Source organism: Gemmatimonadota bacterium (assembly GCA_040388625.1).
Classification (GTDB): domain Bacteria; phylum Gemmatimonadota; class Gemmatimonadetes; order Gemmatimonadales; family Gemmatimonadaceae; genus Fen-1247.
Genome location: JAZKBK010000006.1, coordinates 389,609 through 412,332 on the forward strand (window position 1 = coordinate 389,609; position 22,724 = coordinate 412,332).

At 61.9% G+C, this 22,724-nt stretch carries 19 protein-coding genes; 7 read left to right on the forward strand and 12 right to left on the reverse strand.

Annotated elements, in window-relative coordinates; all coding sequences use genetic code 11:
- The first annotated feature begins 26 nt into the window (after nucleotides 1-26).
- The 6 genes from V4529_15150 to V4529_15175 all read left to right on the forward strand — a co-directional run bounded on the left by V4529_15150 (nucleotide 27) and on the right by V4529_15175 (nucleotide 5,447).
- Nucleotides 27-521 (forward strand): MarR family winged helix-turn-helix transcriptional regulator, encoded by a 495-nt coding sequence (locus V4529_15150; protein MES2359671.1) that lies wholly within the window; start codon nucleotides 27-29, stop codon nucleotides 519-521.
- Nucleotides 499-1,971 carry a chloride channel protein gene (locus V4529_15155; protein ID MES2359672.1) on the forward strand — a complete coding sequence of 491 codons (1,473 nt, stop codon included), beginning with the start codon at nucleotides 499-501 and terminating at the stop codon, nucleotides 1,969-1,971. Before V4529_15150 ends, V4529_15155 begins: the two co-directional genes overlap by 23 nt.
- Before the next feature lie 54 nt (nucleotides 1,972-2,025).
- Nucleotides 2,026-2,682: a GNAT family protein gene (locus V4529_15160; GenBank protein MES2359673.1), complete on the forward strand. Its 657-nt coding sequence runs from the start codon at nucleotides 2,026-2,028 to the stop codon at nucleotides 2,680-2,682.
- On the forward strand, nucleotides 2,679-3,593 hold the full coding sequence (locus tag V4529_15165) for a PhzF family phenazine biosynthesis protein (GenBank protein MES2359674.1): 915 nt from the start codon (nucleotides 2,679-2,681) through the stop codon (nucleotides 3,591-3,593). Before V4529_15160 ends, V4529_15165 begins: the two co-directional genes overlap by 4 nt.
- A 99-nt stretch (nucleotides 3,594-3,692) precedes the next feature.
- The gene (locus tag V4529_15170; protein MES2359675.1) at nucleotides 3,693-4,592 is read left to right on the forward strand and encodes a nitrilase-related carbon-nitrogen hydrolase; all 900 of its coding nucleotides are present in this window, start codon (nucleotides 3,693-3,695) and stop codon (nucleotides 4,590-4,592) included.
- Between the two features lie 6 nt (nucleotides 4,593-4,598).
- Nucleotides 4,599-5,447 (forward strand): NAD+ synthase, encoded by an 849-nt coding sequence (locus V4529_15175; GenBank protein MES2359676.1) that lies wholly within the window; start codon nucleotides 4,599-4,601, stop codon nucleotides 5,445-5,447.
- A gap of 35 nt (nucleotides 5,448-5,482) precedes the next feature.
- Here the strand turns inward: V4529_15175 and V4529_15180 are convergent, their stop codons facing one another.
- From V4529_15180 to V4529_15210, 7 genes are all read right to left on the reverse strand, one after another.
- Complete coding sequence (locus V4529_15180; protein ID MES2359677.1) at nucleotides 5,483-6,706, reverse strand: M20 family metallopeptidase; 1,224 nt, start codon at nucleotides 6,704-6,706, stop codon at nucleotides 5,483-5,485.
- 20 nt (nucleotides 6,707-6,726) lie between these two features.
- Entirely contained in the window at nucleotides 6,727-7,848 is a 1,122-nt protein-coding gene (gene menC / locus V4529_15185; GenBank protein MES2359678.1) for an o-succinylbenzoate synthase, read from the reverse strand.
- 22 nt (nucleotides 7,849-7,870) lie between these two features.
- On the reverse strand, nucleotides 7,871-8,692 hold the full coding sequence (locus tag V4529_15190) for a hypothetical protein (protein ID MES2359679.1): 822 nt from the start codon (nucleotides 8,690-8,692) through the stop codon (nucleotides 7,871-7,873).
- Between the two features lie 37 nt (nucleotides 8,693-8,729).
- Nucleotides 8,730-9,383, reverse strand: coding sequence for a GNAT family protein (locus tag V4529_15195; protein ID MES2359680.1), 654 nt, complete (start codon nucleotides 9,381-9,383; stop codon nucleotides 8,730-8,732).
- A gap of 95 nt (nucleotides 9,384-9,478) precedes the next feature.
- Complete coding sequence (locus V4529_15200) at nucleotides 9,479-11,626, reverse strand: penicillin acylase family protein (protein ID MES2359681.1); 2,148 nt, start codon at nucleotides 11,624-11,626, stop codon at nucleotides 9,479-9,481.
- A 26-nt stretch (nucleotides 11,627-11,652) separates the two neighbouring features.
- The gene (locus tag V4529_15205) at nucleotides 11,653-13,041 is read right to left on the reverse strand and encodes a RagB/SusD family nutrient uptake outer membrane protein (protein MES2359682.1); all 1,389 of its coding nucleotides are present in this window, start codon (nucleotides 13,039-13,041) and stop codon (nucleotides 11,653-11,655) included.
- Nucleotides 13,042-13,066: 25 nt separating this feature from the next.
- Complete coding sequence (locus V4529_15210; GenBank protein MES2359683.1) at nucleotides 13,067-16,183, reverse strand: SusC/RagA family TonB-linked outer membrane protein; 3,117 nt, start codon at nucleotides 16,181-16,183, stop codon at nucleotides 13,067-13,069.
- Nucleotides 16,184-16,527: 344 nt separating this feature from the next.
- Between V4529_15210 and V4529_15215 the strand changes: the two genes are divergently transcribed.
- Nucleotides 16,528-17,265, forward strand: a complete 738-nt coding sequence (locus V4529_15215) for an IclR family transcriptional regulator (protein ID MES2359684.1) — start codon at nucleotides 16,528-16,530, stop codon at nucleotides 17,263-17,265.
- Here the strand turns inward: V4529_15215 and V4529_15220 are convergent, their stop codons facing one another.
- From V4529_15220 to V4529_15240, 5 genes are all read right to left on the reverse strand, one after another.
- Nucleotides 17,266-18,942, reverse strand: a complete 1,677-nt coding sequence (locus V4529_15220; protein ID MES2359685.1) for an amidohydrolase family protein — start codon at nucleotides 18,940-18,942, stop codon at nucleotides 17,266-17,268.
- Between the two features lie 453 nt (nucleotides 18,943-19,395).
- Nucleotides 19,396-19,773 carry a hypothetical protein gene (locus V4529_15225; protein ID MES2359686.1) on the reverse strand — a complete coding sequence of 126 codons (378 nt, stop codon included), beginning with the start codon at nucleotides 19,771-19,773 and terminating at the stop codon, nucleotides 19,396-19,398.
- A gap of 153 nt (nucleotides 19,774-19,926) precedes the next feature.
- Complete coding sequence (locus V4529_15230; GenBank protein ID MES2359687.1) at nucleotides 19,927-20,436, reverse strand: Spy/CpxP family protein refolding chaperone; 510 nt, start codon at nucleotides 20,434-20,436, stop codon at nucleotides 19,927-19,929.
- Between the two features lie 149 nt (nucleotides 20,437-20,585).
- Nucleotides 20,586-21,614 carry an ATP-binding protein gene (locus V4529_15235; protein MES2359688.1) on the reverse strand — a complete coding sequence of 343 codons (1,029 nt, stop codon included), beginning with the start codon at nucleotides 21,612-21,614 and terminating at the stop codon, nucleotides 20,586-20,588.
- A 69-nt stretch (nucleotides 21,615-21,683) separates the two neighbouring features.
- Nucleotides 21,684-22,724, reverse strand: a complete 1,041-nt coding sequence (locus V4529_15240; GenBank protein MES2359689.1) for a hypothetical protein — start codon at nucleotides 22,722-22,724, stop codon at nucleotides 21,684-21,686.

Genomic DNA, 22,724 nt, shown 5'->3' on the forward strand with positions numbered 1-22,724 from the left:
CAGGACGGTGTGTTAGCTTCACACCCATGGGTTCCAATACAAATCCCCCGGAGTCGGTAGCAAGTGCCCTCGTGGCGATCCGTCGCCTCGTCCGGACGCTTCGAACGACTGCCGTTTCGGTCGAGCGGGAAACCGGTCTGAGTACCGCTCAAACGTTCGTTCTGCAACTGTTGCTCGAAGCGCCTGCGGAGTCGATGAACGACCTCGCGGCGCGAACGTCCACAGACCAGAGCTCCGTGTCGGTGGTGGTCAGCCGGCTCGAGGCCAAGGGGCTCGTTTCCCGTCTCAACTCGGCCACTGACGCGCGGCGCACCCAGGTCGTCATAACGGCCGAAGGGACCGCACTCATGCACCGCAAGCCGCCCACGGTGCAGGAGCGACTCACCCGCGCACTCTCGGCCATGCCTGCCGGCTCGCTCGGCCAGCTATCCAGTGAATTGAACAGCCTCGTCTCCCTGATGGGCGCCGATGAAGAACCCGCCACCCTGATCTTCGAAGATGACGCAGCCGGCAGCAGTTGAATCACAGCATACCCCACCCTTCTACGACGTTGAACAACGCCGAACGCTGGTCATTTCCGGGCTTGCGATAATCGTTGGCGTGGGCGCTGTGGGAATCGCAAGACTCCTCATCGCCGCGATCGCGCTCGTCACCAACATCTCCTTCTTCGGCAGATTCACAGCACATAGCGTCTCACCGGCCGACAACCACCTCGGCATCTGGGTGATGATCGTCCCGGTGATCGGCGGAGTCATCGTCGGATTGATGGCGCGCTATGGGTCAGGAGCGATTCGCGGCCACGGCATTCCGGAGGCGATGGAGCAGATACTCACCAACGAGAGCAAGATCTCGCCGAAGATCACCGTCTTGAAGCCGTTGTCGGCTGCTATCGCAATCGGCAGCGGCGGACCGTTCGGCGCGGAAGGCCCGATCATCGCAACCGGCGGCGCGCTGGGATCGCTCGTCGGTCAGGTACTCCACACCACTCCCGACGAGCGGAAGACCCTGCTCGCCGCAGGTGCGGCTGCAGGAATGGCGGCGATCTTCGGCACGCCGGTAGCGGCTGTCCTTCTTGCAATCGAGCTGCTGCTGTTCGAATACCGCCCGCGCTCGCTCGTCCCGGTCGCTCTCGCATCCGCGACCGCGACGGGAATCCGCATGGTATTCGAGGGCTCCGCCGGAGTCTTCGCGATGCCACAGTTGACGCAGCCGAGTGGCGAGGCGTTGACGGCATATATGGTGTTGGGCGCAATCGTTGGCGTCGCCGCCGTCGGAGTGACCAAGTCGCTGTATTACATCGAGGAAGGTTTCGAGAAGCTTCCGATCCACTGGATGTGGTTCCCTGCCCTTGGCGCCGTCGTGGTTGGTATCATCGGATACTTCGAGCCGCGCACACTGGGCGTCGGGTACGACAACATCTCGAACATTCTCGCCGGCAACTTCACCAATGCCGTGCTCATCGCCCTGGTCGTACTCAAGTTCGTCTCGTGGTCGATTGCACTCGGCAGCGGCACCTCGGGCGGAACGCTCGCACCGTTGTTCACCATCGGCGGTGGACTCGGCGCGCTGCTCGGGATATTGTGCGTGCACTGGTTTCCGGGTCTGGGCGTCGACCCGCGCATCGCCGCACTTGTTGGAATGGCGGCGATCTTTGCCGGCGCGTCGCGCGCGTTGCTCACTTCCGTCGTGTTCGCCTTCGAGACGACCCGACAACCGATCGGCCTCCTGCCATTGCTGGGCGGCTGCAGCGCGGCGTTCATCATATCATCTCTCATGATGCGCTACACCATCATGACGGAGAAGCTGGCGCGACGCGGCACCCACGTACCCACCGAGTACATCGCTGCGGACCCAACCGAGATCGCGCGGCGCGACGCAGAAGCGGTGCGCCATCGACACTTCGATCTGCCGACGGACTTTGGCGCAGCGCGGCGTGAGGCCAGGGAGTCGCGCAAGACGGAGATTCTCTAGCGCGGATGTTTTATCTTTCTCGCCTGATACCTTAGATCGGAGATTCAGGCAGCGATGACAGACGCGACGCGGTACGTCGAACAGATTCCCATGCATGTCGGGCCCGTAACCCTCGAAGGGCAACGGGCCCGTCTCATTCCAATGACCCGCGATCACGTGGATGCGCTGTTCAGAGCCGCGGATTTCCCTGCGATCTGGGAACACACGGGGACACGTCCGATAAAGACGGTCGATGACATGCGACGCTACGTCGATGTCGCACTCGCTGAAGCGGCGGCGGGAACTGCCGTTCCATTCGTCACGACCGACCCGGTAACCGGCGAGATCATCGGCTCCACGCGATTCGCGAACATGAGTCTCGCCGATCACCGCGTCGAGATCGGATGGACGTGGATGCGCCCCGACCGTCAGCGTACGGGAGTGAATGGCGAGGCGAAGGCGATGATGTTGCGCCAGGCCTTCGATGTGTGGGGCGCGCTACGCGTGGAGATCAAGACCGATGTGCGCAACACGAGATCGCGCGCGGCAATCGAGCGGATAGGAGGCCTGTACGAAGGCACCTTCCGGCAGCACATGGTCGTGCGCGACGGCCGCGTGCGTGATACGGTCTACTACAGCATCATGGATTACGATTGGCGAGACCCGAACCACCGCGCGTACAAGAACGCCGTCTCGTATGGCATCACGCCAAATCCGGAGCCACTGGTTTGAGCAACTCATACGCGTATCACACCCTCGACGTCTTCACCGATACGATATTCGGCGGCAACCCGCTCGCGGTACTGACCGATGCACGCGGACTGAATACGGAGCAGATGCAACAGATCTGCAGAGAGTTCAATCTCTCGGAGACCGTATTCGTACTTCCACCCGAAGACCCGTCGCACACGCGACGCGTTCGCATCTTCACGCCAGGCCGGGAGCTGCCGTTCGCGGGGCATCCAACCGTCGGCACTGCGTTTCTTCTCGCTGCGACAGGAATGATACCACTGACCGAAGGCGCGACGCACATCGTGCTGGGCGAAGGCGTGGGGCCTGTTCCGGTGACGATACGTGTCGAGGCCGGAAAGCCGGTTTCCGCGGAGCTCACAACCGCGCAAGCGCCGGAGTTCAGAGGTGACGCGCCAACGGCACGCGACATCGCCGCTCTCCTATCACTGGACGTATCGGATGTGTCGACTACACCACTGACGGCTGAAGCGGTATCGTGCGGGGTTCCATTCCTCATTGCGCCGCTCGCGAGTCGCGACGCCGTCAGTCGCGCAAGGCTCGACCGCGCGACGTGGGAGCGAGTGCTGGCGAATGGATGGACGAAGGAAGTGTATCTCTTCGACGCGCGTGCAGTGTCAACGGGTGGTGCGATCCGCGCGCGGATGTTCGCACCGAGCCTGGGGATTGGCGAGGACCCGGCGACTGGCTCTGCAGCTGCGTGTCTCGCAGCGTATCTCGCGAAACATGCAGCAGACGGCGCAGCGCTGAGCTGGACCGTCGAGCAGGGCTTCGAGATGGGGCGACCGAGCATTCTGTCGCTGTCGGCCGAGAAGAGTGCCGGGAAGATCGGAGCGGTCAAGGTCGCGGGAAAGTCGGTGTTGGTGAGCCAGGGCACACTGCGGGTGCGGTAGACCGACGTCCGACGCGGCGCCGAATTGGTAGTCCCGCGCCAGGGCTCGATATATCCGCCGCACCTACCGTCGCCTTCCGACCAGTGTGAAGTTTCTACCATGGCCGACGTTGTGAACCTCACCATCGCGCAATTCCAACCGAAGAAAGGCGATTACTCAGGCAATCTCAAGCGATTCGAACAACTGTTCGAGTCGTTCATGAGCGCCGATCCACGCCCTGACGTCATCGCGTTCTCCGAAACCGTGCTCTCTGGCTATTTCGTCGAAGGCGGTGTTCGCGACGTTGCGTTGCCGGCCTCGACTTTTGCGACCGACGTCAACCGTGCCTTTCGCGCGCGCTGCACCGGACAGGTCGATGTGGTTGCAGGATTCTACGAGCTGCACGAAAACACGTATTTCAACAGCGCGATTTACGTCACACTCGGCGGTGACGAACCGGTGATTGCGCACGTGCACCGCAAGGTCTTTCTCCCCACGTACGGTCTCTTCGACGAAGAAAGATTCGTCGAACATGGACTCGGGGTTCGCGCGTTCGACACGCGCTGGGGACGCGCCGCTATTCTCATCTGCGAGGATGCATGGCACGCGCTCACGGCTACAGCGGCAGCGCTCGACGGCGCGCAGATCATCTTCGTTCCATCTGCATCTCCCGCGCGTGGTGCGTGGCCACAACCGGACGAGGAGATACGCGGCCCCGCGAGCATGCATCGATGGGAGCGTCTCGCGCGCGATCGCGCGGAGGAGCATGGCGTCTTCGTAGCTCTGATTCAGCTCACGGGCAACGAAGGCGGGAAGGCATTTCCCGGCGGCTCGGTGATCGCGGGGCCGCACGGCGACATTCGCGCGCGTGCGCCGCTGTGGGACGAGGCTTCGATATCGGTTTCACTCGACCTTGGCGACATTACCCGCGCGCGCGCATCCTCACCGTTGCTCGCGGACCTCAGAACGATGTTGCCGCACATGCTGCGCTCACTCGGACGCGCCGGCGAGCGCGAGTAGGCTGTCGTGAAACGCGTCGCACCGATTGTCACGGGCACAACGCCACCGCCGCTGGCGCTCGATTGCGAGCTCACAACCGAATGGCTGGTTGCTTTTCTGCGCGCAGAGTTCAAGCGGCGCGGTTTCAAGAAGGCCGTAGTCGGCATGTCGGGGGGAGTCGACTCTGCCGTCACCGGATTTCTCTCCGCGCGCGCGCTTGGCGCTGAGAATACGATTGCAGTCAGGATGCCGTATCGCACGAGCAACCCACAATCACTGGAACATGCCAGGCTCGTAACAGAGGCGCTCGGCACGGTGGAGCGCACGATCGAGATCTCCGCCGCGGTGGACGGATATCTCGAAAACGAGCCTGACGCTGATGCGTCCCGGCGCGGCAATGTCATGGCGCGGATGCGAATGATCGTGTTGTTCGACCTCTCCGCGAAATATCATGCACTGCCTGTCGGAACGGGCAACAAGACCGAGCGGCTCTTTGGCTATTTCACCTGGCATGCAGACGACTCGCCGCCGATCAACCCGTTGGGCGATCTCTTCAAGACCCAGGTGTGGGAACTTGCCAGATTCCTTGGCGTTCCCGATGCGATCATCAACAAGCCCGCGACAGCGGACCTGATTCAGGGTCAGACGGACGAGAGCGATTTCGGCATCTCGTACGCGAACGCCGATGCGATTCTCAACTGGTTGCTGACGGGCTACACACCCCAAGAGATAGTCGCGCACGGCTTCGCTGCAGCCGACGTGGAGATCGTGCGCAAGCGCCTCGGATCGACTCACTGGAAGCGCAAGCTTCCGACAGTCGCCATGCTGAGCCCGACGGCGATTGGCGAATCGTACCTGCGGCCGGTGGACTACTAGGGGGAGACGGCACGAGCCGCGGCACGACCTGTCTCTTACTTCGCCGCCAGCGACTCCGACGCGACGCGGGCGCATTCCGCCAGTACGGCAGCACCGATGAACAGTGCATCCTCGGATGCATAGTATGACGGCGAATGCGCGGCGATCACGCGACCGCCTTTCTCGCGTGCACCGATTCGCATGAAGCAGCCGGGAATCTTCTGGATGTACTCGGCGAAATCCTCGCCGCCCATGTTGGTGGTGCCAAGCGGCACGAGCGCGTCGGCGCCGAGCACGTGAGTGACTGCCTCGCGCGCCCAGTTGGCGCCGATCGCGGGATTCACGATTGGCGGAGTGCCACCCTTGAGCACGACAGCGGCGCTGAGTCCATACGTTGCGGCGATTGCCTGTGCCATGCGCTGCACTTCACCGGTGAGCAGCGCGCGCGTCTCAGCGGTCGTGGCGCGAATGGTGCCGCTCAGCTCCACGCTATCCGGGATGATGTTCGGTGCGCTTCCGCCCCTGATCGTGCCCACCGTCACCACGCCCGGTTTCGCGGGATCGAGCTGTCGCGAGACGATCGTCTGCAACGCGCCTATCAACGCACCTGCTCCGACGATCGGATCGCGCGACTCGTGCGGCCGTGCACCGTGCGATCCGGCTCCGGTGAGTGTTATGCGAAACGTATCTGTGGATGCGGCGAGTGCGCCTTCCTGCGCGACGATCTGCCCTACCTCGAATCTGCGATCGACGTGGCCTCCGAATATCGCGCGCACGGAGTCGAGGGCGCCGGTTGCGAGGATCGCGCGCGCGCCTTCACCGACTTCTTCAGCAGGCTGAAAGACGACGAGTACGTCCCCCCGTGCCGGAGATTCGAGCAACAGACGCGTCGCCGCAACCGCCCAGCTCGCATGCACGTCGTGACCACACGCGTGCATCACGCCGTCGTTCGCCGACGCAAATGGCAATCCGGTATCTTCGTGGATGGGTAGCGCATCGATGTCTCCGCGCAGCGCGACTATCGGCGCCGCGTGGTCCCGACCCGGTACGCGTGCAATGAGCCCGGTATTGGCGACACGTTTGATGTCGGTGACGCCGAACCCTTCGAGCGTCGACGCGAGGAGATCCGACGTTCGCTTTTCCTGCCACGACAGCTCAGGATTGCGATGCAGATCGCGTCGCAGCGCCGAGAGCTGAAGGGCAAGATCGTCCGGAAACAGAGCCCGCACGGACTCGGGGACGCGCGGGCCGGAGCCGTCGCTTGCTGATTTTGTCGACATTTCGGTTTCTCTTTGTGTTACTACGCGCTGAGCGTGGTGGAGCGGACCGTGAGATCATCGATACGATCCTCGTCGACCGCGACGCCGATGCCTGCACGAGTCAGCGGGACTTGCATCATGCCGTCGGGGCTCATAGTCCATTCCGGCTTGATGATGTCGCGCTCCCAGTAGCGCGCGCTCGGGCTCAGGTCGCCGGGAATCGTGAAGTTCGGGAGCGATGCGAGCGCGACGTTGTAGGAGCGACCGATTCCACTCTCGAGCATGCCGCCACACCAGACCGGTATTCCATGTCTGGCGGCCAGATCGTGAATTGCGCGAGCCTGCTGGAATCCGCCAACGCGGCCGGGTTTGATGTTGATGATGCGGCCGCTCTTGAGCGTGATCATATCCTCGGCGCGGTCGACGCTGGTTATCGACTCATCCAGGCAGATCGGCGTCGTGAGCATGTGCTGCAGCTCGGCGTGCCGCACGATGTCGTCATGTGCAAGCGGCTGCTCTATCATAACGAGGTGAAGCGGGTCGAGCAGCTTGAGATGCGCGGCGTCCTTGAGCGTATAGGCGTTGTTCGCGTCCGCCATCAATGGTGCATCGGGATACGCGTTGCGTACCGCGCGAATGAAGTCCAGGTCGTGACCCGGCTCGATCTTGAGCTTTATCTTGCGGTAACCGTCAGCCAGCGCACGTCCGACGCGTGCAACCAGCGCATCGGGTGATTCCTGGATACCTATCGATATTCCGGTCGGGATCTCGGTGCGCGTGCCGCCGAGCAGTCGCGCGAGCGGCATGCCATCCCGCTCTGCGACGAGCGCCCATGAGGCCATCTCGATCGCGGCCTTCGCCATGTTGTGGCCACGGAAATTGAGCTCCAGCGCCGGGTGAAGGTGCGCAGCCTGCTCGAACTCCGTTCCAAACACGCGCGGCGCAACGTATTCGGTGATTACGAGCCACGCCTCGTCTATCGTTTCCGAGGCGTAGTTCGGACGCTCGCCCGCGACGCATTCGCTCCACACCGTGACGCCGTCCGCATCGCGCACCTTGAGAAGCATGATTCGCCTCTCCGTGCACAATCCGGACGAGATACGAAATGGCTCCTTGAGCGGAAGCCGGATTTCGTGAAGCTTGATCTCCTGAATTCGAATCATCGGTTGGGTCCGTTGGTGCGGGTCATCGTGCCAGTAAATAGGTGCCCGGTTTGGCGTCATCGCCGCGCAGGAAGCCGAGAACGGAATATCCGCGGCCGAGATATGTCGTGAGGGCGGTGCGAGTCGTCTCGCGCCACCGGGTAGCGCGCTTTGCATCTACGTCAAGTATTGCAAAGATATCGTTCGGTATCGCGACCCGCACACGCGCATCATCCGGAAGCGGGTCCGGAAGCACTTCCTCGATAATGGGCGTGCTCGACCACTCTACCGTGTTCAGGTTGTCCCCTCGCGGCGCGGTATCGTCGAGCTGCCACGCAACGATGAAGCGGTCGGTACCGAGCGCGCTGTGCAGCACGCTGCCCGTATCCTCACCATAGAAATTCGTGCGATACTCCACCGCGCGCGCACCGAGCTGCATCAGGTTGAGATATGCGTTGCGCGCCACGAGAGGGTCATACGTCCAGTACATCTTGCGCACGCCGATCTCGAGCAGGAGATCGCGCTGATATGTCTTGAGCCTCTTCCCGAGACCCATGTCGCGCGCGCCGACACGTACCGCCAGCATGTCGGACCAGTGGGCAAGCTCGCCGTCTCGAACGCCCGTAATACCGAAAACGAAGCCGAGCATGGAGCCATCGGGGGCGAACGCCGCTGCGGTAACGCCACCCACTTCCTGGGCGATGCGTAGAATGATGCTCGGCACCACCTCGGCGAACTGACTGCCCCACGTTTCACGCTCGATGACGACGCACTCATCGTATTCGGGCAGCGTAGCGACACGGCGGATGGTGATGGATTCGGCGCTTTCGCGCGAGCCCACGGTGAAAGTCGGCTTGGAGGACATCTTCGCCTTCAAATCTAGCTGACAGGACCGGGTGTGCTCAGACGAGTGGCTCGGCCCTGGGGATGATGCCGTAGGAACGTGCGTTCTTGTAGGCACGGTGACCGGGATCCCGCCAGTCGGTGTCTATGACGCTGTAATACGCTGTGTTGCGTACGCGGCCGTCGACGATCATGTGCTGGCGCAGCGTGCCCTCGTAGGTGCCACCGATCCGCTCGATCGCGGCTCTCGATCTGGTGTTGCGTACGTCGGTCCTGATCTCGACCCGCAGCGCGCCCCAGACGTCGAACGCCTGCTGAAGCATCAACGCCTTTGCCTCGCCGTTGACGCCGGTGTGCTGACGGTCGGGCCGCAGCCACGTCCAACCAACCGCGAGGCGTCTGTCGTTGGGGCTGATGTCGGCAAAACGCGTGGAGCCGAGCACTTCGCCGGTAACGCGATCCGTCGTTACGAAGGGAATCGTCTCACCGGCCGCCTGCTCGGCCAGTGCGGTTTCTATATATGTCCTGATGTCGGCGATCGTCTGCATCGGCTGAGTCGTGGTGTGCTCCCATATCTCAGGGAAGTCAGCCGCCTTGAACAATGCTTCAACGTGATCCAGCGTCATTGGTATCAGCCGGACACGACTTCCTTCCAGCGTTACCGGGCCGACGCGCATGGGGAACTGCTCGACGTACCGCACGTGCTCTGTCATCTACTGCCCACTCTCCAGTGTCTTGAAATGATCTTCCCACACTAACTGCTGCGTCGCATCGTCGGGCCGGCGTCGCGCCAACCAGGCCCGCTGCGCTACCGCTTTTCCCCAGGGCGGTAACGTTGGATGGTGTGCGTCTCCACATCCTTCTCCTGCCAGTATACGCGCTTGAGCTCACCGCGAGCAAACATCTCCGCCTGGTCGCTGTGGAAAGGTGAATCCTCCCGTGAGCTCTCTCCGTAAGCGAGTACGGAGTAAGCCTGTGGCTCGTTGTCGAACTCCACCGCGAGAATCCAGCCGTCGCCACCGTTTGCTTCGCGCTTGCCGTCCGGGTCGTCCTTGTACCACAGAACGCGGAAGCATCCGATGTCACCATTGCAGCCACCAACCGGAACATCGACCTTTCCGATTCGCACGCGATGCACGTCGCCCCATGCAACGTCCGGAGATCCGAAGCGTCGCGTTGTCTCCTCTACAGCCCACTTGAACGCGTCGACGGAGCGATCGGGAAAGCGAATCCCGCTTGGCGTCGACGCGGGCTGCTTCTCGGTCCACTGCACGGCATACATCGTGTCGGGCCGAGTGTGATCGACGTACTTGCGCCACCACATCTCGAACAGCACTCCGCCGCGACTCGCAGGCGCGACCGTCTTGTCCCATCTGGCGATCATGTCGATCGCCTTTGCAACATCCGGTGACGGATTGGACGCGCGGACTTCCCTGACCAGATCATCACGAACGCGATCTGCGAGCAGCATCCTGTACGAATGCTTGAGCGCAAGTACATCCTGAAGGTTCAACTTGCGATCGTTGTCGATCAGGCTGAGCGCAAGCTGTTGACGCAGACCGAGCCGCGGTTCGGGAAAGTACGCTGGGTATTTCGAACGGTCCAGCGGTTGCCGGAGGTTTGTGAAGTACGGCGGGTCATTCGAATTCTCTACGTAACCACCCTTCGGGTTGAGCAACTGCGGCAGCGAGTCGAACGGTATGAAACTGGTCCACGCTTCCGACGTACGAGTGATCGGTACCGCGGCAGTATCACCACCACTGGGCAGCGGGAGCTTCGGTATCGAAGCGTTCCACACGTAGAGAATGTTGCCGGCACGATCCGCGTAGGTGAAGTTGGAAGTGATGCGCGCCCTCATGCGCATCGCGTCCTTCCACTCGGCGAGCGAGTGCGCGCGCATCATGCGCAGGAACTGCTCGCCACCGCGAACATCACCATCGCCAGCTGCCTTGAGTACGTAGATCTTGCCGTTGCCGCGATAGATGACCGGACCTAGCGTGGTGCGAAACGATTCGCGCGTCTCGCTCGAGAGGCCGTTACCATTGCGGAACTCCACGGTCGTCAGTTGGCGTTGCAACGGAATCGACGCGCCATCGAGCAGGTAGTGATCCACCTGCGTCGAATCGACCTCGAGCGAGTATATCTGGGAAAGCAGCGGTGAATTGTTGGTCGTCGACCAGCCAAGGTCGCGATTGAAGCCTCCGACGACTCCGAACGGGCTGCCGATGCGGAAATCGCCATAGAAATCCATGACTCCAGGCACCGTGAGCTGCGCCTCGTAGTAACCGGAGTTCCAGTTCAGATGTGGGTTGCGCAACAGAATCGCGTGTCCCGACCTGGTGCGGCTGGGCGCGAAGGCCCATGCGTTGGAGCCCTCGTCAGGCGGATCCTGACCGCCTGCGATCCGTGACGCAACTGCAACTTCGGGCTCGGCGTTTCTGCCGCGTCGCGCCTTGGGATCGATCCTGTCGAGGAACCGCGCAGCCTCACGCGCTGACGCGCCCGACACTTCGTGCGCGAGTACATCGTAGCCGGTGAAGTGAGGCGCGAATCCCGCTGGAAACTCCTCGGGGTGCAACTCGATGTAACGATTAACGCCCTCGGCGAATCCGTCATAAATCGCGCGTGTATCCGTATCGAGCGTTGGATAGCCGCGAACGGCTGTCTCGTATGTCAGACGTGCATTGAAGTCGCCTTCGATGCTGTCGCGTCCGAACCAGCGACCCATCTCACCCCGCGAGTGCAGCAACCCCATCGCGACGCGAGCACCGTAATCTTCGATCTGAACGTACCCCAGGCCATAGCCGGCCGCCTCCATGTTATCTGCACGAATGTGCGGCACACCGTGTTCGGTGCGCCGCACCTCTACGTGTTGCGCGATGCCTGGCGGACCAGTCTGTGCCCCCACGATCGTGGAGGCACAGACGAAGAGCGGAACTACAAGGAGCGACCGCATGGAGCCTTGCAAGGATGCGGAATGCATCACGCGTTGCGGTCAGTGCAGGTCTGCGCAGAGGGCAGGTTTGGATTGTTCTGTTCCGCCTGCGGAACAGGGAAGTTCACGTCCGGACCGTAATTTCCGCCCTTGTGCCATGCGCCCGTCGGGAACACCGACTCGGCCGGTCTGTTGTAGAACTTGATGAGCCGGCGCATGTCGCCTACACGATGTCCCGTGGAGAACAGCCAGAAGGCACGTTCACGGAATATCAGGTCGACGCGTGCCGCGTCCGTACCGGGGTCGGTCAGCGTCGCTGGAAGTCCGGCGACACCGCCTTCACTGCGCGCCTGGTTGAGCTTGGCGATCGCGCCGGCGGGGTTGCCTGCGCGGAATGCCGCCTCGGCTTCGATCATACGCGCTTCGACACCGCCGACGATCGTCACCGAAGCGTCGCGCGTCGGCCAGATCATCTGTACGAATAGCGGAGTCGATCCGTCGTCTCGCGTGTTGAACGTGGCGCCGATCGCCTTGCACTTGGTGTCACCACCCGTGCAGATCGGTACCCGCGGATCGTTCGCAGTGGCGAAGTTCAGGCCATTCGTACCTTCACCAGTGCTGACGCTGTAACGGCGTGCGATGTTGTTATAGCTCCATATCTGGTTGTCGGTCGTCGCCTGCGAATGCAGATTCTGGTACACAAAACTGGTTGGCACGCCTGCCACTGCCACCGCCGCGTCTGCCGGCCTGTCGAGATTGAGCAGGATCCGGCCGCGTGTCACCAGGAGCGCATCCTTCACCCTCAGATCGGCAGCGGACGTTCCCGTGATCAGCGCGATGCCGCTGTCCGCATGCGCGAGCGCAAGCTTGAACGCATCGGTCGTCGACATCGGCGAGCCGTACACTTCCGTGCCGTTGGTGATGGTGCTCAGTATGAGACCGTTGCAGTAATTCTCACCGATCGCGTTTTCCACATACGCCTGAACGAAATACATCTCGGCGATATCCGACGGCGGGCCGTTTGGACTGTACTTCTGCAGCAGCTGCACCGCCTGCGTGGCCGCCAATCTCGCACGGTGCAGCATCCGATCGACGTCCGTAAGGAAACTGTTCGATGGATTGATCACGCGCTCATCCACCGACTGGCGGTCGATGAACGAGTCGCCGTTGTTCCACTCGTCGGCCAGCAAGCCGCTCAGAAGGAACAACCCTTCCGAACCGGTGCTGCCGCCGCTGGTTGCGGAATTGAGTCGTGCTATCGCCCCGTACCGGACTGCAGACGCACCGGCAGCGGACTGCACGTCACTCGGATTGATGACGTCCGGATCTGTAACCTTCAGCACGTCAGCGACGTTGCAAGCGGCAAGCGCGAGCGTACCAACAACCGCGAGCGGCGCTGCCCAGCGCAGCACGAAGCTGCGCGAACGTATTGTCATTTGTGAAGTCATTGGAGGTGTCATCCTAGAAGCCGATGGAGAAGCGGAGCATGTAGTACGTCGGCGGACCGAAAGCCTGGAATTCCGAAGGTGCGTCGCCCGTCGTCGCAAACGCTTCGGGATCGACACCGCTGTACTTGGTCCAGACAATACCGAGGTTACGTGCTGCGAGCGTGATAGCCAGGTTCCGGCTGTGGAGAATCTTGTTCGCGATGCGGTCCGGAGCCGTGTACGTCAGATTCAACTCGCGGAAGCGGATGAAGTCGCCGGGCTCTATGAAGCCGCCGACGGTTCGGCTTGGCGTCTCTCGCACTGCCACGGTACGCGCCTGCTCGAACAACGATGACGCAGGATTGATCAGACCGGAGCAGTTGTTACGGCTCGCGCAGCGAATGCGCTCGGTGTTGTTGTAGATCTTGTAGTCACCTTTGTAGTCGAACATCGCTTCCACGCGGAACAGGCGATGGAAGAACTCGATGCCGTTCGTCATCGCCAACTGGTATTTCGGCATCGAGTTACCGAGATACGCCGCGGTATCGCCCACGGTGACCTCGCTCAGTGTCGGATCCTTGTTGTACTCGATGACACCGTCGTGATTCTTGTCGCTGTAGCTCAGGATCGGCTTCGTCCACCAACCGTTGAGCGGATATCCCTCGCGATCCTGGAGCGTCGAGCTCAGCACGATCGGCGGCACGCCGCCCAGGCTCACGAGCTCATTGGTGTTCGTCGATCCGTTGAATGTGATGTCCCAACCGTATCCAACGTGCTGGATCGGTATCAACGTGACCAGCGCCTCCCAACCCTTGTTACTCACATGCCCGAGGTTCTCGAGACGTGCAGTGGTTCCGGTGCCGAGTGACGGCGGTAGAACGCGACTGACGAGTGCGTCCTTGGACTGTTTGCTGTAGTACGTGATCTCGCTGGATATCCGGCCGCCGAAGAACGTTCCGTCCGCGCCAAGCTCGAACTCGGAAGATCGCTCCGGCTTGAGGTTCTGGTTGCCGAGCGCCGAGAAGACCAGTGCGGGCGCATTGCCACTGGAGGTAAGCGCGTTGGTTGCCGTGTAGTACTGGACCGCGTCGGTGGTTCCCGGCTCGACACCGGATGCGCCGTACGCACTGCGCAGACGCAGCTGATTGACCCAGCTGAGCTTCGGGAAAAACGACTGGTTCGAGATGACCCAGGATGCGGAAACCTTGGGGTACAGAACAGTCTTGAAGTTCGCACCGAATGCGCTGTTGCGATCCGAGCGCACCGCGCCGGTCAGGAACAGGTTGTCACCGAATGCAAGGCGCTCTTCGAGGAATGCACCGAGCGTGCGGGTCTCGGTGGTCGACTCGTCGGCGGTGAGTGTGCCGGCGCCGGTGATCGTCGTCGCGCCGGGAGAGAGGTGAATGCCCTGTGCGCCATTGCGATCGAACAGGCTGCGAACAAACTGAAGACCGACCGTCGTGGTCGATCCAACAGCGTCGTTGATCTTGTGGGTCGCGCTGCCGCTCAGGTTCGCCGTGTAGGTGAAGAAGTTGGTACGATTGTCGATCTTGAAGCCAAGCCGGCTGTCGCCGCCCAGATTCGGGCACTCTGCGAAACGGCAGAGCTGCGTGTCAGTGCGATTGATGTAGTCCAGGCCGAGATCCGCGCGGACCGTGAACCAGTCGGTCGGACGCCAGTTGGAGTTGCCTCCAGTGATGACGCGCTGGATCGCCTGATTGGTGTAGACCTGGTAGATGTCGCGTGGCGTGATCTGACGCCAACCATACAAGGTGTCGCCGGTCGCCGGATTGATGTTGTACTTGAATCCCGGTCCCGCGTACGTGTTGCCGGCGACTCCTTCGGTTCCCGAGTCATCGCTCGTTGGAAGTCGCATATTCTGCGATATGTATCCCGTATTGAACGCGAGGTCGAACTGCGGACTGAGCGCCATGTTGAAGTTCGCACGCGTCGAGATCTTGCCCATGTGATTCGGGTCGGCCGCTTCCGGGCGAAGCTTGAGATTGTGCGCCGCGAGATACGCCTGGTCGAACTCCGGCACCTTGAGCACGCCGTCCTCGCTCTCCCACTGGCCGCTCATGAAATAGCGAACCGCCGGTGATCCGCCACTCAACTGCAGCCCGTGCGCCTGGCGATAACCTGCCCCGTTCGGCGTCGATTGAGGGTCCTTGTAGAGATTGTAGCTGGTCACACTGTCCTGCGTGCACGTTCCGTAAGCCTGGGCGGTCAAATAACAATTCACCCTGTTGGACACACTCGACGTCGTCGCCGCCGTCTTGCCCGTCGTCCAGCCGGTGTACGCGTCCGGATAGGTGTTGTTGTCGACGTGTACTCCCTGTTCGGTGAAGTACTTGAGCTCCGTCTTCCCGGAGGTGCCGTGTTTCGTCGTGATGACGATCACGCCGTTGGCCGCGTCGGTGCCGTACAGTGTCGCCGCTGATGGGCCGCGAACTACTTCGATGGAAGCAATTTCTTCAGGATTGATGTCGTCGATTCGGTCCGGCGTCGTTCCACCCACGCTCAGTGTCGATGATCCGGTCGTGCCTTCCACGCGAACTCCGTCGATGACGTAGATCGGATTGTTGGAGAGCGACAGGGAACTCGTTCCGCGAATGCGGATGCGCGATCCGCCACCCGTGTTGAGACCGGGCGTAACCTGAACGCCGGCCGCGCGCGAAGTGAGCAGATCTGCCACGTTCGCCACGGCCTTGGTCTGAACATCCTTGGCCGCGTCGATCTGCGCGATCGCGTTACCGACCTCGATCTTTCGCTGCTGGCCCGTCACGGTCGTCACGACCCCTTCGAGCTTGGTCGCGACTGCTTCGAGCGCGAAGTCGACCGTTGCCGACTGAGCGTCTGTGATGGTGACTGACTGCTGTTGCTCTGCGTAGCCGATGCGCAGCGCGCGCAACCTGTACGTTCCCGGCTTCAGACCGGAAATCCTGTACGCGCCGCTCGCATTGGTCGATGCGCCAAGGTTGGTCCCCGTGACGGTCACGTGCGCGTCGGGAATCGGCTGGGTGGTGCCCCTCACCATCACGTGTCCCGTAACGGTTCCCGTCTGGGCTGCAGCCACCCCAGCGAACGACACAAGCAGCACGAACGCGCCAATCGCGCCACGACCGCGGGCGCGAAGCAGATCAGTAATCATGTCAGATGTCCTGTTGAGAGGGAGCGAGCGTACAAGGGCTGGCAACTAACACCATTTCTCCGCGGTAGAGGGTCGCTTCGTGCTTCGCCTGTCGTCAAGAACATATCGAAAAAGAGTTGCAGAATCTGCAACTCTGTCCCATCAATTGTCTTAACGCGGAATTAACATCGTACGGCATGTCGTGTCGCGCAAGGACGGGTTTTGTCCCTGATCCTTCGAAAGCACCGGATTCGCTCGTCACGACAGTCGCTCCCGTGCGTATATCTGGGGATGCGGTTAGAGTTCTAGAGTTTGCAACAGGGTTGCATTCACCTGTCACGAGAAGAACTGTGCTGAAAAAGAGCATGAGTGTCCTGGAGCTGTTTTCGCCCAGCCTTCGCGAGGTCGGCGTAGTGGAGGCGGCCAACCAGCTCGGACTTTCCAAGGGAACGCTGTCACGCTGGCTGAGCGCGATGGAGGCTGCGGGGTTCCTCGATCGCGACCCGGTTTCGCTGCGCTACCGGCTATCGGCCCGGCTCGCCGTCATCGGCGAGCTGGCGCGCGATGCCACGAGCCTTCAGCGGCTGGCGATCGCCGAGCTGCAGTGGCTCGCGGCTACCACGGGTGAGACTTCCAATCTCGCGGTGCTGGTCGGGGCCGAAGCGATGAACCTTTCGGCCGTCGAGAGCCCGCGTCCAATCATGCATACCGGTTGGGTTGGCCGCCGGCTTCCCGTCCACGCCACTGCCGCGGGCAAGTCGTTGCTGGCCTGGCACGCGCCCGCGGAGCTGCGACGACTGCTGCCGGCACAGTTTCCAAAGCTCGCCGCGCGAAGCATCACGAACCTCGACGACTTTCTCGAAGAGCTGGCGACTGTGCGCGAGCAGGGCTATTCAGTCGCGTGGGCCGAGATGGAGGACGATCTCGCAGCCGTCGGTGCGCCGGTCCGGAATCACACGGGCCTGGTGGTCGGCGCGCTCACCATCGGCGCGCCGATCTCCAGAGTTCCTGAAGACCGACTGAAACTCTGCAGCGAGGCGGTGCTGAAGGCTGCCAACTCCCTATCGGAGCAGCTCGGCTACCGGAGCGAATTCACACCCTAGTTACGACGTCGGTGTTCCGGCACGTTTGATCGCGCGCCCTGCCAGCGCGCCGGTGTACGTTCCGCCGTCCACCGCGGGAACGCCGTTCACGAGTACGTAGCGCATGCCGACCGCCAGAAGCGTTGGCTGCTCGTATGTCGATTTGTCCGCAACGGTCTTCGGATCGAAGACTATGACGTCGGCATATTTCCCGACTGCAACCGTTCCGCGATCCTTGATTCCCAGCGTCTGCGCGGTGAGTGCGCTGCTCACGTGCACGGCCTGCGGAAGCGTGAGAACGTGACGCTTGTACACATACTCGCGCAGCTTTCTCGGGAACGTGCCGTACTTTCTCGGATGACCGCCCGATCCGTCGGAGCAGGTGCTCACCCACGGCTGCTTCATGAAGTTGTCGATGTCGGAATCCTTCATGTTGAACGACGCTACACTCGCGTCGCCGCTCTTCACTATCTCTATCGCCTCGTCGATCGGCGACCGGTTGTGCGCCCTGGCAGCCTGATCAAGTGTCCTGCCACGGAGGCCAGCGGTCGCACCGGTATCGCGCTCGGTCGTGATGACCAGCGCAGCAGCTCCGCCACGCCGCCGCAGATTGTTCTGCATATCCGCGACGAGCCGCGCATGTGTCGGCGCATCTGCAATGCGCGCGAGCAGCGAGTCGCGCCCACCCTCCTCGGCCCAGCGCGGCAGAAGCGACGCACCGACGCTGGTACCGGACGCGGTATACGGATACTGACACGCGACAACATCGACACCTGCCCTGCGCGCATTGTTGATGAGGGCGATCACTGTGTCGCTCTGACCCCACACGTCGGTGCCCAGCGCCTTGATGTGCGAGATGTGGATGCGCATGTGCGCCTCGCGGCCGATGCGGATCGCCTCATTTACGGCGCCGATGAGGCCGACCGTGTAGGAGCTCTCGTCGCGGAGATGCGTGTCGTAGATGCCACCATGCTGTGCCGCAACCTTGGACAGCTCGATCACTTCCTCGGTCGAGGCGTAGCTTCCGGGTGCGTAGTAAAGACCCGTTGAAATACCAAGTGCGCCGCCGTCCATTCCACGCGCCACGAGCGCGCGCATGCTGTCCATCTGTGCAGGCGTCGGCTTTGCGTCGGACATTCCGAGCACGTGTCCGCGCACCGATCCCTCACCGATGAACATCGCGGCGTTGGTCCCGATTCCCTGCTGCTGCCACCTGTCGAGCGTCTTTCCCACCTCGAGCGGACTGGATCCGTCGTTGCCGGTCATGACGGTCGTCACGCCCTGCATGAGATAGTTGACGTTACCATGTCGCGCGGGACTGGACAGATCGGACTCCGCATGAGTATGCGAGTCGATGAAGCCGGGCGCGACGATGAGGCCCCTGGCGTCGATCGTACGGGTGGCGTGAATGTGCGCGGCCGTCGCATTCCCAACGAAAACGATGCGATCGCCGCGAATCGCGACGTCCGCCGCTCGACCAGGACTGCCGGTTCCGTCCACAACTGTGCCACCACGGACGAGAATGTCCGCCGAGTCGGTCGCTTGTGCGTGTGCGACTGATGCGGAGCCGGACGCAGCAGCGACGCTCGCACAGATTACGGACGCAAGCAGAGTTGCAGGGCGAAAATTCGGCATGTTGTCGGCCGCGAGTGAATTGTGGAAGCAGCCATTGCGGCTGTGCTGCAGCCGCGACGACATCATTCTGTTCGGGCCGAATATTGTGCGGTTGGCCAGTTTTGCGCTAGGCGACAGAATTTGCAACCGGGGGGAGGGGGGCTCGAAACTATCCAACCTATGATCTCGTCACGACCTCGATCTCGATGGCATTGAGAGAGAAAGGCACGGATGCATCCGTGCCCCACCTTCGTGTACCGTCTTCGCTAGTGGAGAGTGTCGTTGCTTTCGGAGAACGATAAGACCAACACCGGTGGCTGAGGACTCGCGCACCCGATTCGCGCACCGATGGCCAGCGATGGTGGGGCGCGGATGCATCCGCGCCTTTCACTTAAATGAAGCTCCCGGCCAGATCTGCCAGATCGACGACGAGATTCAATGAGCTGGGCTTGCCGGATCGAGATTCAATGAGTTGGGCTTGCCGCAATGAACCCGGCCCGCCCGACAGCAACCAGCGGAGCCCGCTTCACACACTCCTCACCTCGGCACTGCGATCTTCGCCGGCATCACCTTGACCCGGGTGCTCCGCTTGGATCTCTTCGCCCCGGTCATGTATGAATCGAACGTCACCTGCTGCGATGACGTGAGCACCGCGCGAACGTCGCTCATCTCGCGATCGTTGATCGTGGCTGCACTGTCGGCGCCGACTTTTCGCGCGGCTTTCATGGCGGGCGCGTACTTCTCGTGGATCGACTTCACCTGTGCCTTCTGTGATTCGGTGAGCTGCAGCGCGGTCCACATGGCGGGTTTGGCGCGGCCATATGTGTGGATCGATTGGGCGCTCATCGAGCTGGTGCTGATGCTGGTGCTGATACAGCAGGCGACCACGGCGAACAGAATTCGGCTGAGTGTCATGACTTCTCCCTGTGAAGATGGAGCGCGGTCGATCCGCGCGGGGAGAATATCTGTTGGTTCGTTGCAATCAGACCGGCGAAAAAACGACGCGGGCAATCCAATAAGGACGGCCCGCGTCTGGTGCAGCTACGTCAATGAGCTTGGCTGTCGGAACTACAGCGTGTTGGCTGGCTTCACCGGCTGCGCTGGCTTGGTGCCCATTCCGGGACGGAATCCGCGTCCGCCCATGTGGCCCTGCATGCGCACGTGCGCGCTGTCCATCTTCTGCTGCTGCTCCGGCGTAAGGATCGCGCGCATCTCCGCCATCTGCTGCTTCATCACACCCTGCATCGGCGCCATGTCCGCCTGGAGCTTGGCGCGCGCGGCCTTCATTGCCGCGGTGTCGTGGCTTGCACGGGCCTTCTTCATGGCGTCGAAGTCCGGCTTGGACTTCTCGCGCGCGGCCTTCATCTGTGGCGCGTACTTCTCGTGGATCGCCTTCATCTTCGCCTGCTGATCGGCGGTAAGATTCAGGTTCCGCATCATCCCGCGGTGCATCATCCCGCGCTGCGGGGAATTATGGCCCGTAATCGATGCCTGAGGCGGAGTCGTTGCCTGAGCATGCAGTGCGGGAACGGCCATCAGACCAGCTGCAGCCGCTACTGCCAGAAATTGTAGCTTCATGTCTTTCTCTTCTCCTTGATTTGATGCCGCACAGGCCCGATCGCGCGGCTAAACATACGACGTCGAGGGGAGGCGAACGTTAAGGCTGATGCAACCTGAAGCTCCGGCAAATCGCGCGATCAAATCCGATCGAACGACCGTTCGCAACTCTAGCGCAGCAGAGTCACGAGGAGCGCGATGGCCGCGAGCACCAGCGCCGCGCCCGCAACGATCAGCGTGACGCGCACCGCCGCCGCCCACCTCCCCTGTGCCTCCTCAAACGCCGCCATCACTCGCTTCTCGGCGCTATCCTCCGGCACCTGGGCCGCATCGAACAGAGATTGGCGCATGATGCTCTTGGCCGTGAGCACGTCGCGCATTGCAGCCTCGAAGTGTGCCTGGTGAATCGCGCGCGGTGATGCCGTCGCTGGCTCTGCCGCTGCCATCGCGGCCGCCTTGAGGACTGCATTCTTGATCTCGCCGCCACTCGCGTCGAACAATTCGGCGAGCACATGAAAGTCGACGTCTGCAGCGAGCGGCGTCTTGTCGGGATGGATCTGAACGCGCCAGATCTGCTCGCGTTCTTCGGCACCGGGCCGCTCGAACAGAACGTGCGTGCGGATGCGTCGCTCGAATGCGGGATCGAAGTTCGCGGCAAGGTTCGTCGCGAATATCACGACTCCGTTGAAACTCTCCAGCTCGCGCAACAACACGTTCACGATCGTATTCGACTCGCGCTGCATCGGCTGCAAATCGGATGTAGAACGCCGCGCGGCGATCGCGTCGGCCTCGTCGAAGAAAAGCACGGCGCCCTGCTCGTCCGCGACGCGGAATACGGCTGCGACGTTCTTGGGAGTCTCGCCGGCCCACATCGACTCCATCTCCGAATAGCGTACGACGAGAAGACGTCGTCCCAACGCCTGCGCTATGGCCTCGGCGCAGATCGTCTTGCCGGTTCCCGGAGGCCCTGCAAAGTTGAAGGCGAGACCGAGTCCGGTGGCGTGACGCTCGCCGAGTCCCCATTGCCGGAAGATGAGGTCGTGATTGCGAACCTGCGCGAGCGCCTGCTCCAGGGTCTGGCGCGTTTTCGGCGGAAGGATGACGTCGGCAAAAGTGCGTACCGGCGCGACGACGTCCACAGTCCCGCGCTTGGAAGCGCCGGGCACGAGACCGAAAAACTCAAGCAGCGGTGTGGCCACCGTTACTCCGTTATGAAGTGAGTGTTGTCATACACCGGCGCGGTTGCGCGCGATCCCGCGCCGGTTTCGTCATCCGCGGATCTTGCTCATCCAATCTGTGATCGACGATGGGAGGAACATGTTGTCCGAGATTTCGGCGATCTCCTCGGCTTCCTTCCATCGTTCCTCGAGAGCGGCGAGCTCGCCTTCGAGCGCGCGCCGCTCGTCGTCTTCGTGCGTCATCATCTCGAGCGCGAGACGCGCTTCGAGTGGGATGGTGGAGAGGCGGCCCTGTGCTGTCGCGCTCCAACTCGTCTTCATTGCGAATGAAGCAGCCGTATCCAGGAGTCGGGTTGCATTCCCCGCTTGCTCGACGAGTTCGACTGCCGTCTGGACATCGCGCTTCGTTCCACCGCGACCGTTTATCGCGGGAAGAAGGGCGGCAAGTGCCGGGAGCGCGTCTCGCGCGTCCAGGTTTACTGTCGGCCCAGCGTCGATCCGCCGAGAATTCATCCGGCGCCACTTGTGACTGCCTTGGGGAAGCGAAAGTTGCCAGCCTGATTCGGTCGATCGAATGATCTTTGCGTGCGGCAACTGTGCGCGAGTGACTTTCACAATTCCATTCGGTGTTGGAACTTTCGCGACGACGCGTCGCCCCCGTACTGCGTTGAAACTATTGAACGCCACACTGTAAAGGCTGGCTCCGCCGCCTGCGAAGAGTCCAACCGAAACCGCTCCCGACACGAGCACGCCGACAGCGACGACGCCAGCTCCGGCCATGATGTAATGCCGCTGGCGCCTCTTACCGAACTGATCCCCGTATCTCCACGCCGCCATTTCGGGGCGCTGCGGATCTCCAACGCGAACGAGTTCCAAACCTTCGGCAACTCGCGCGAGTCCGATGTGTTCCGTGGACATGCGCAACTTCGTGTCGCGAAACAATCGCTCGCACTCTTCGATCGCTTCCCATCGCTCTTCGATGGGAGTGAGGTTCCATCGCTCGCACGAGCGACACACTACCCACAATCTGCCCTTCTCTCCATCGAACGCCAGGCGGCGTCCGATGGGGAAATGCTCGACTACCTCGTTCGCGCCGAGGTTGTTGTGGCAGAAGAGGCAGGTCGAGTACAT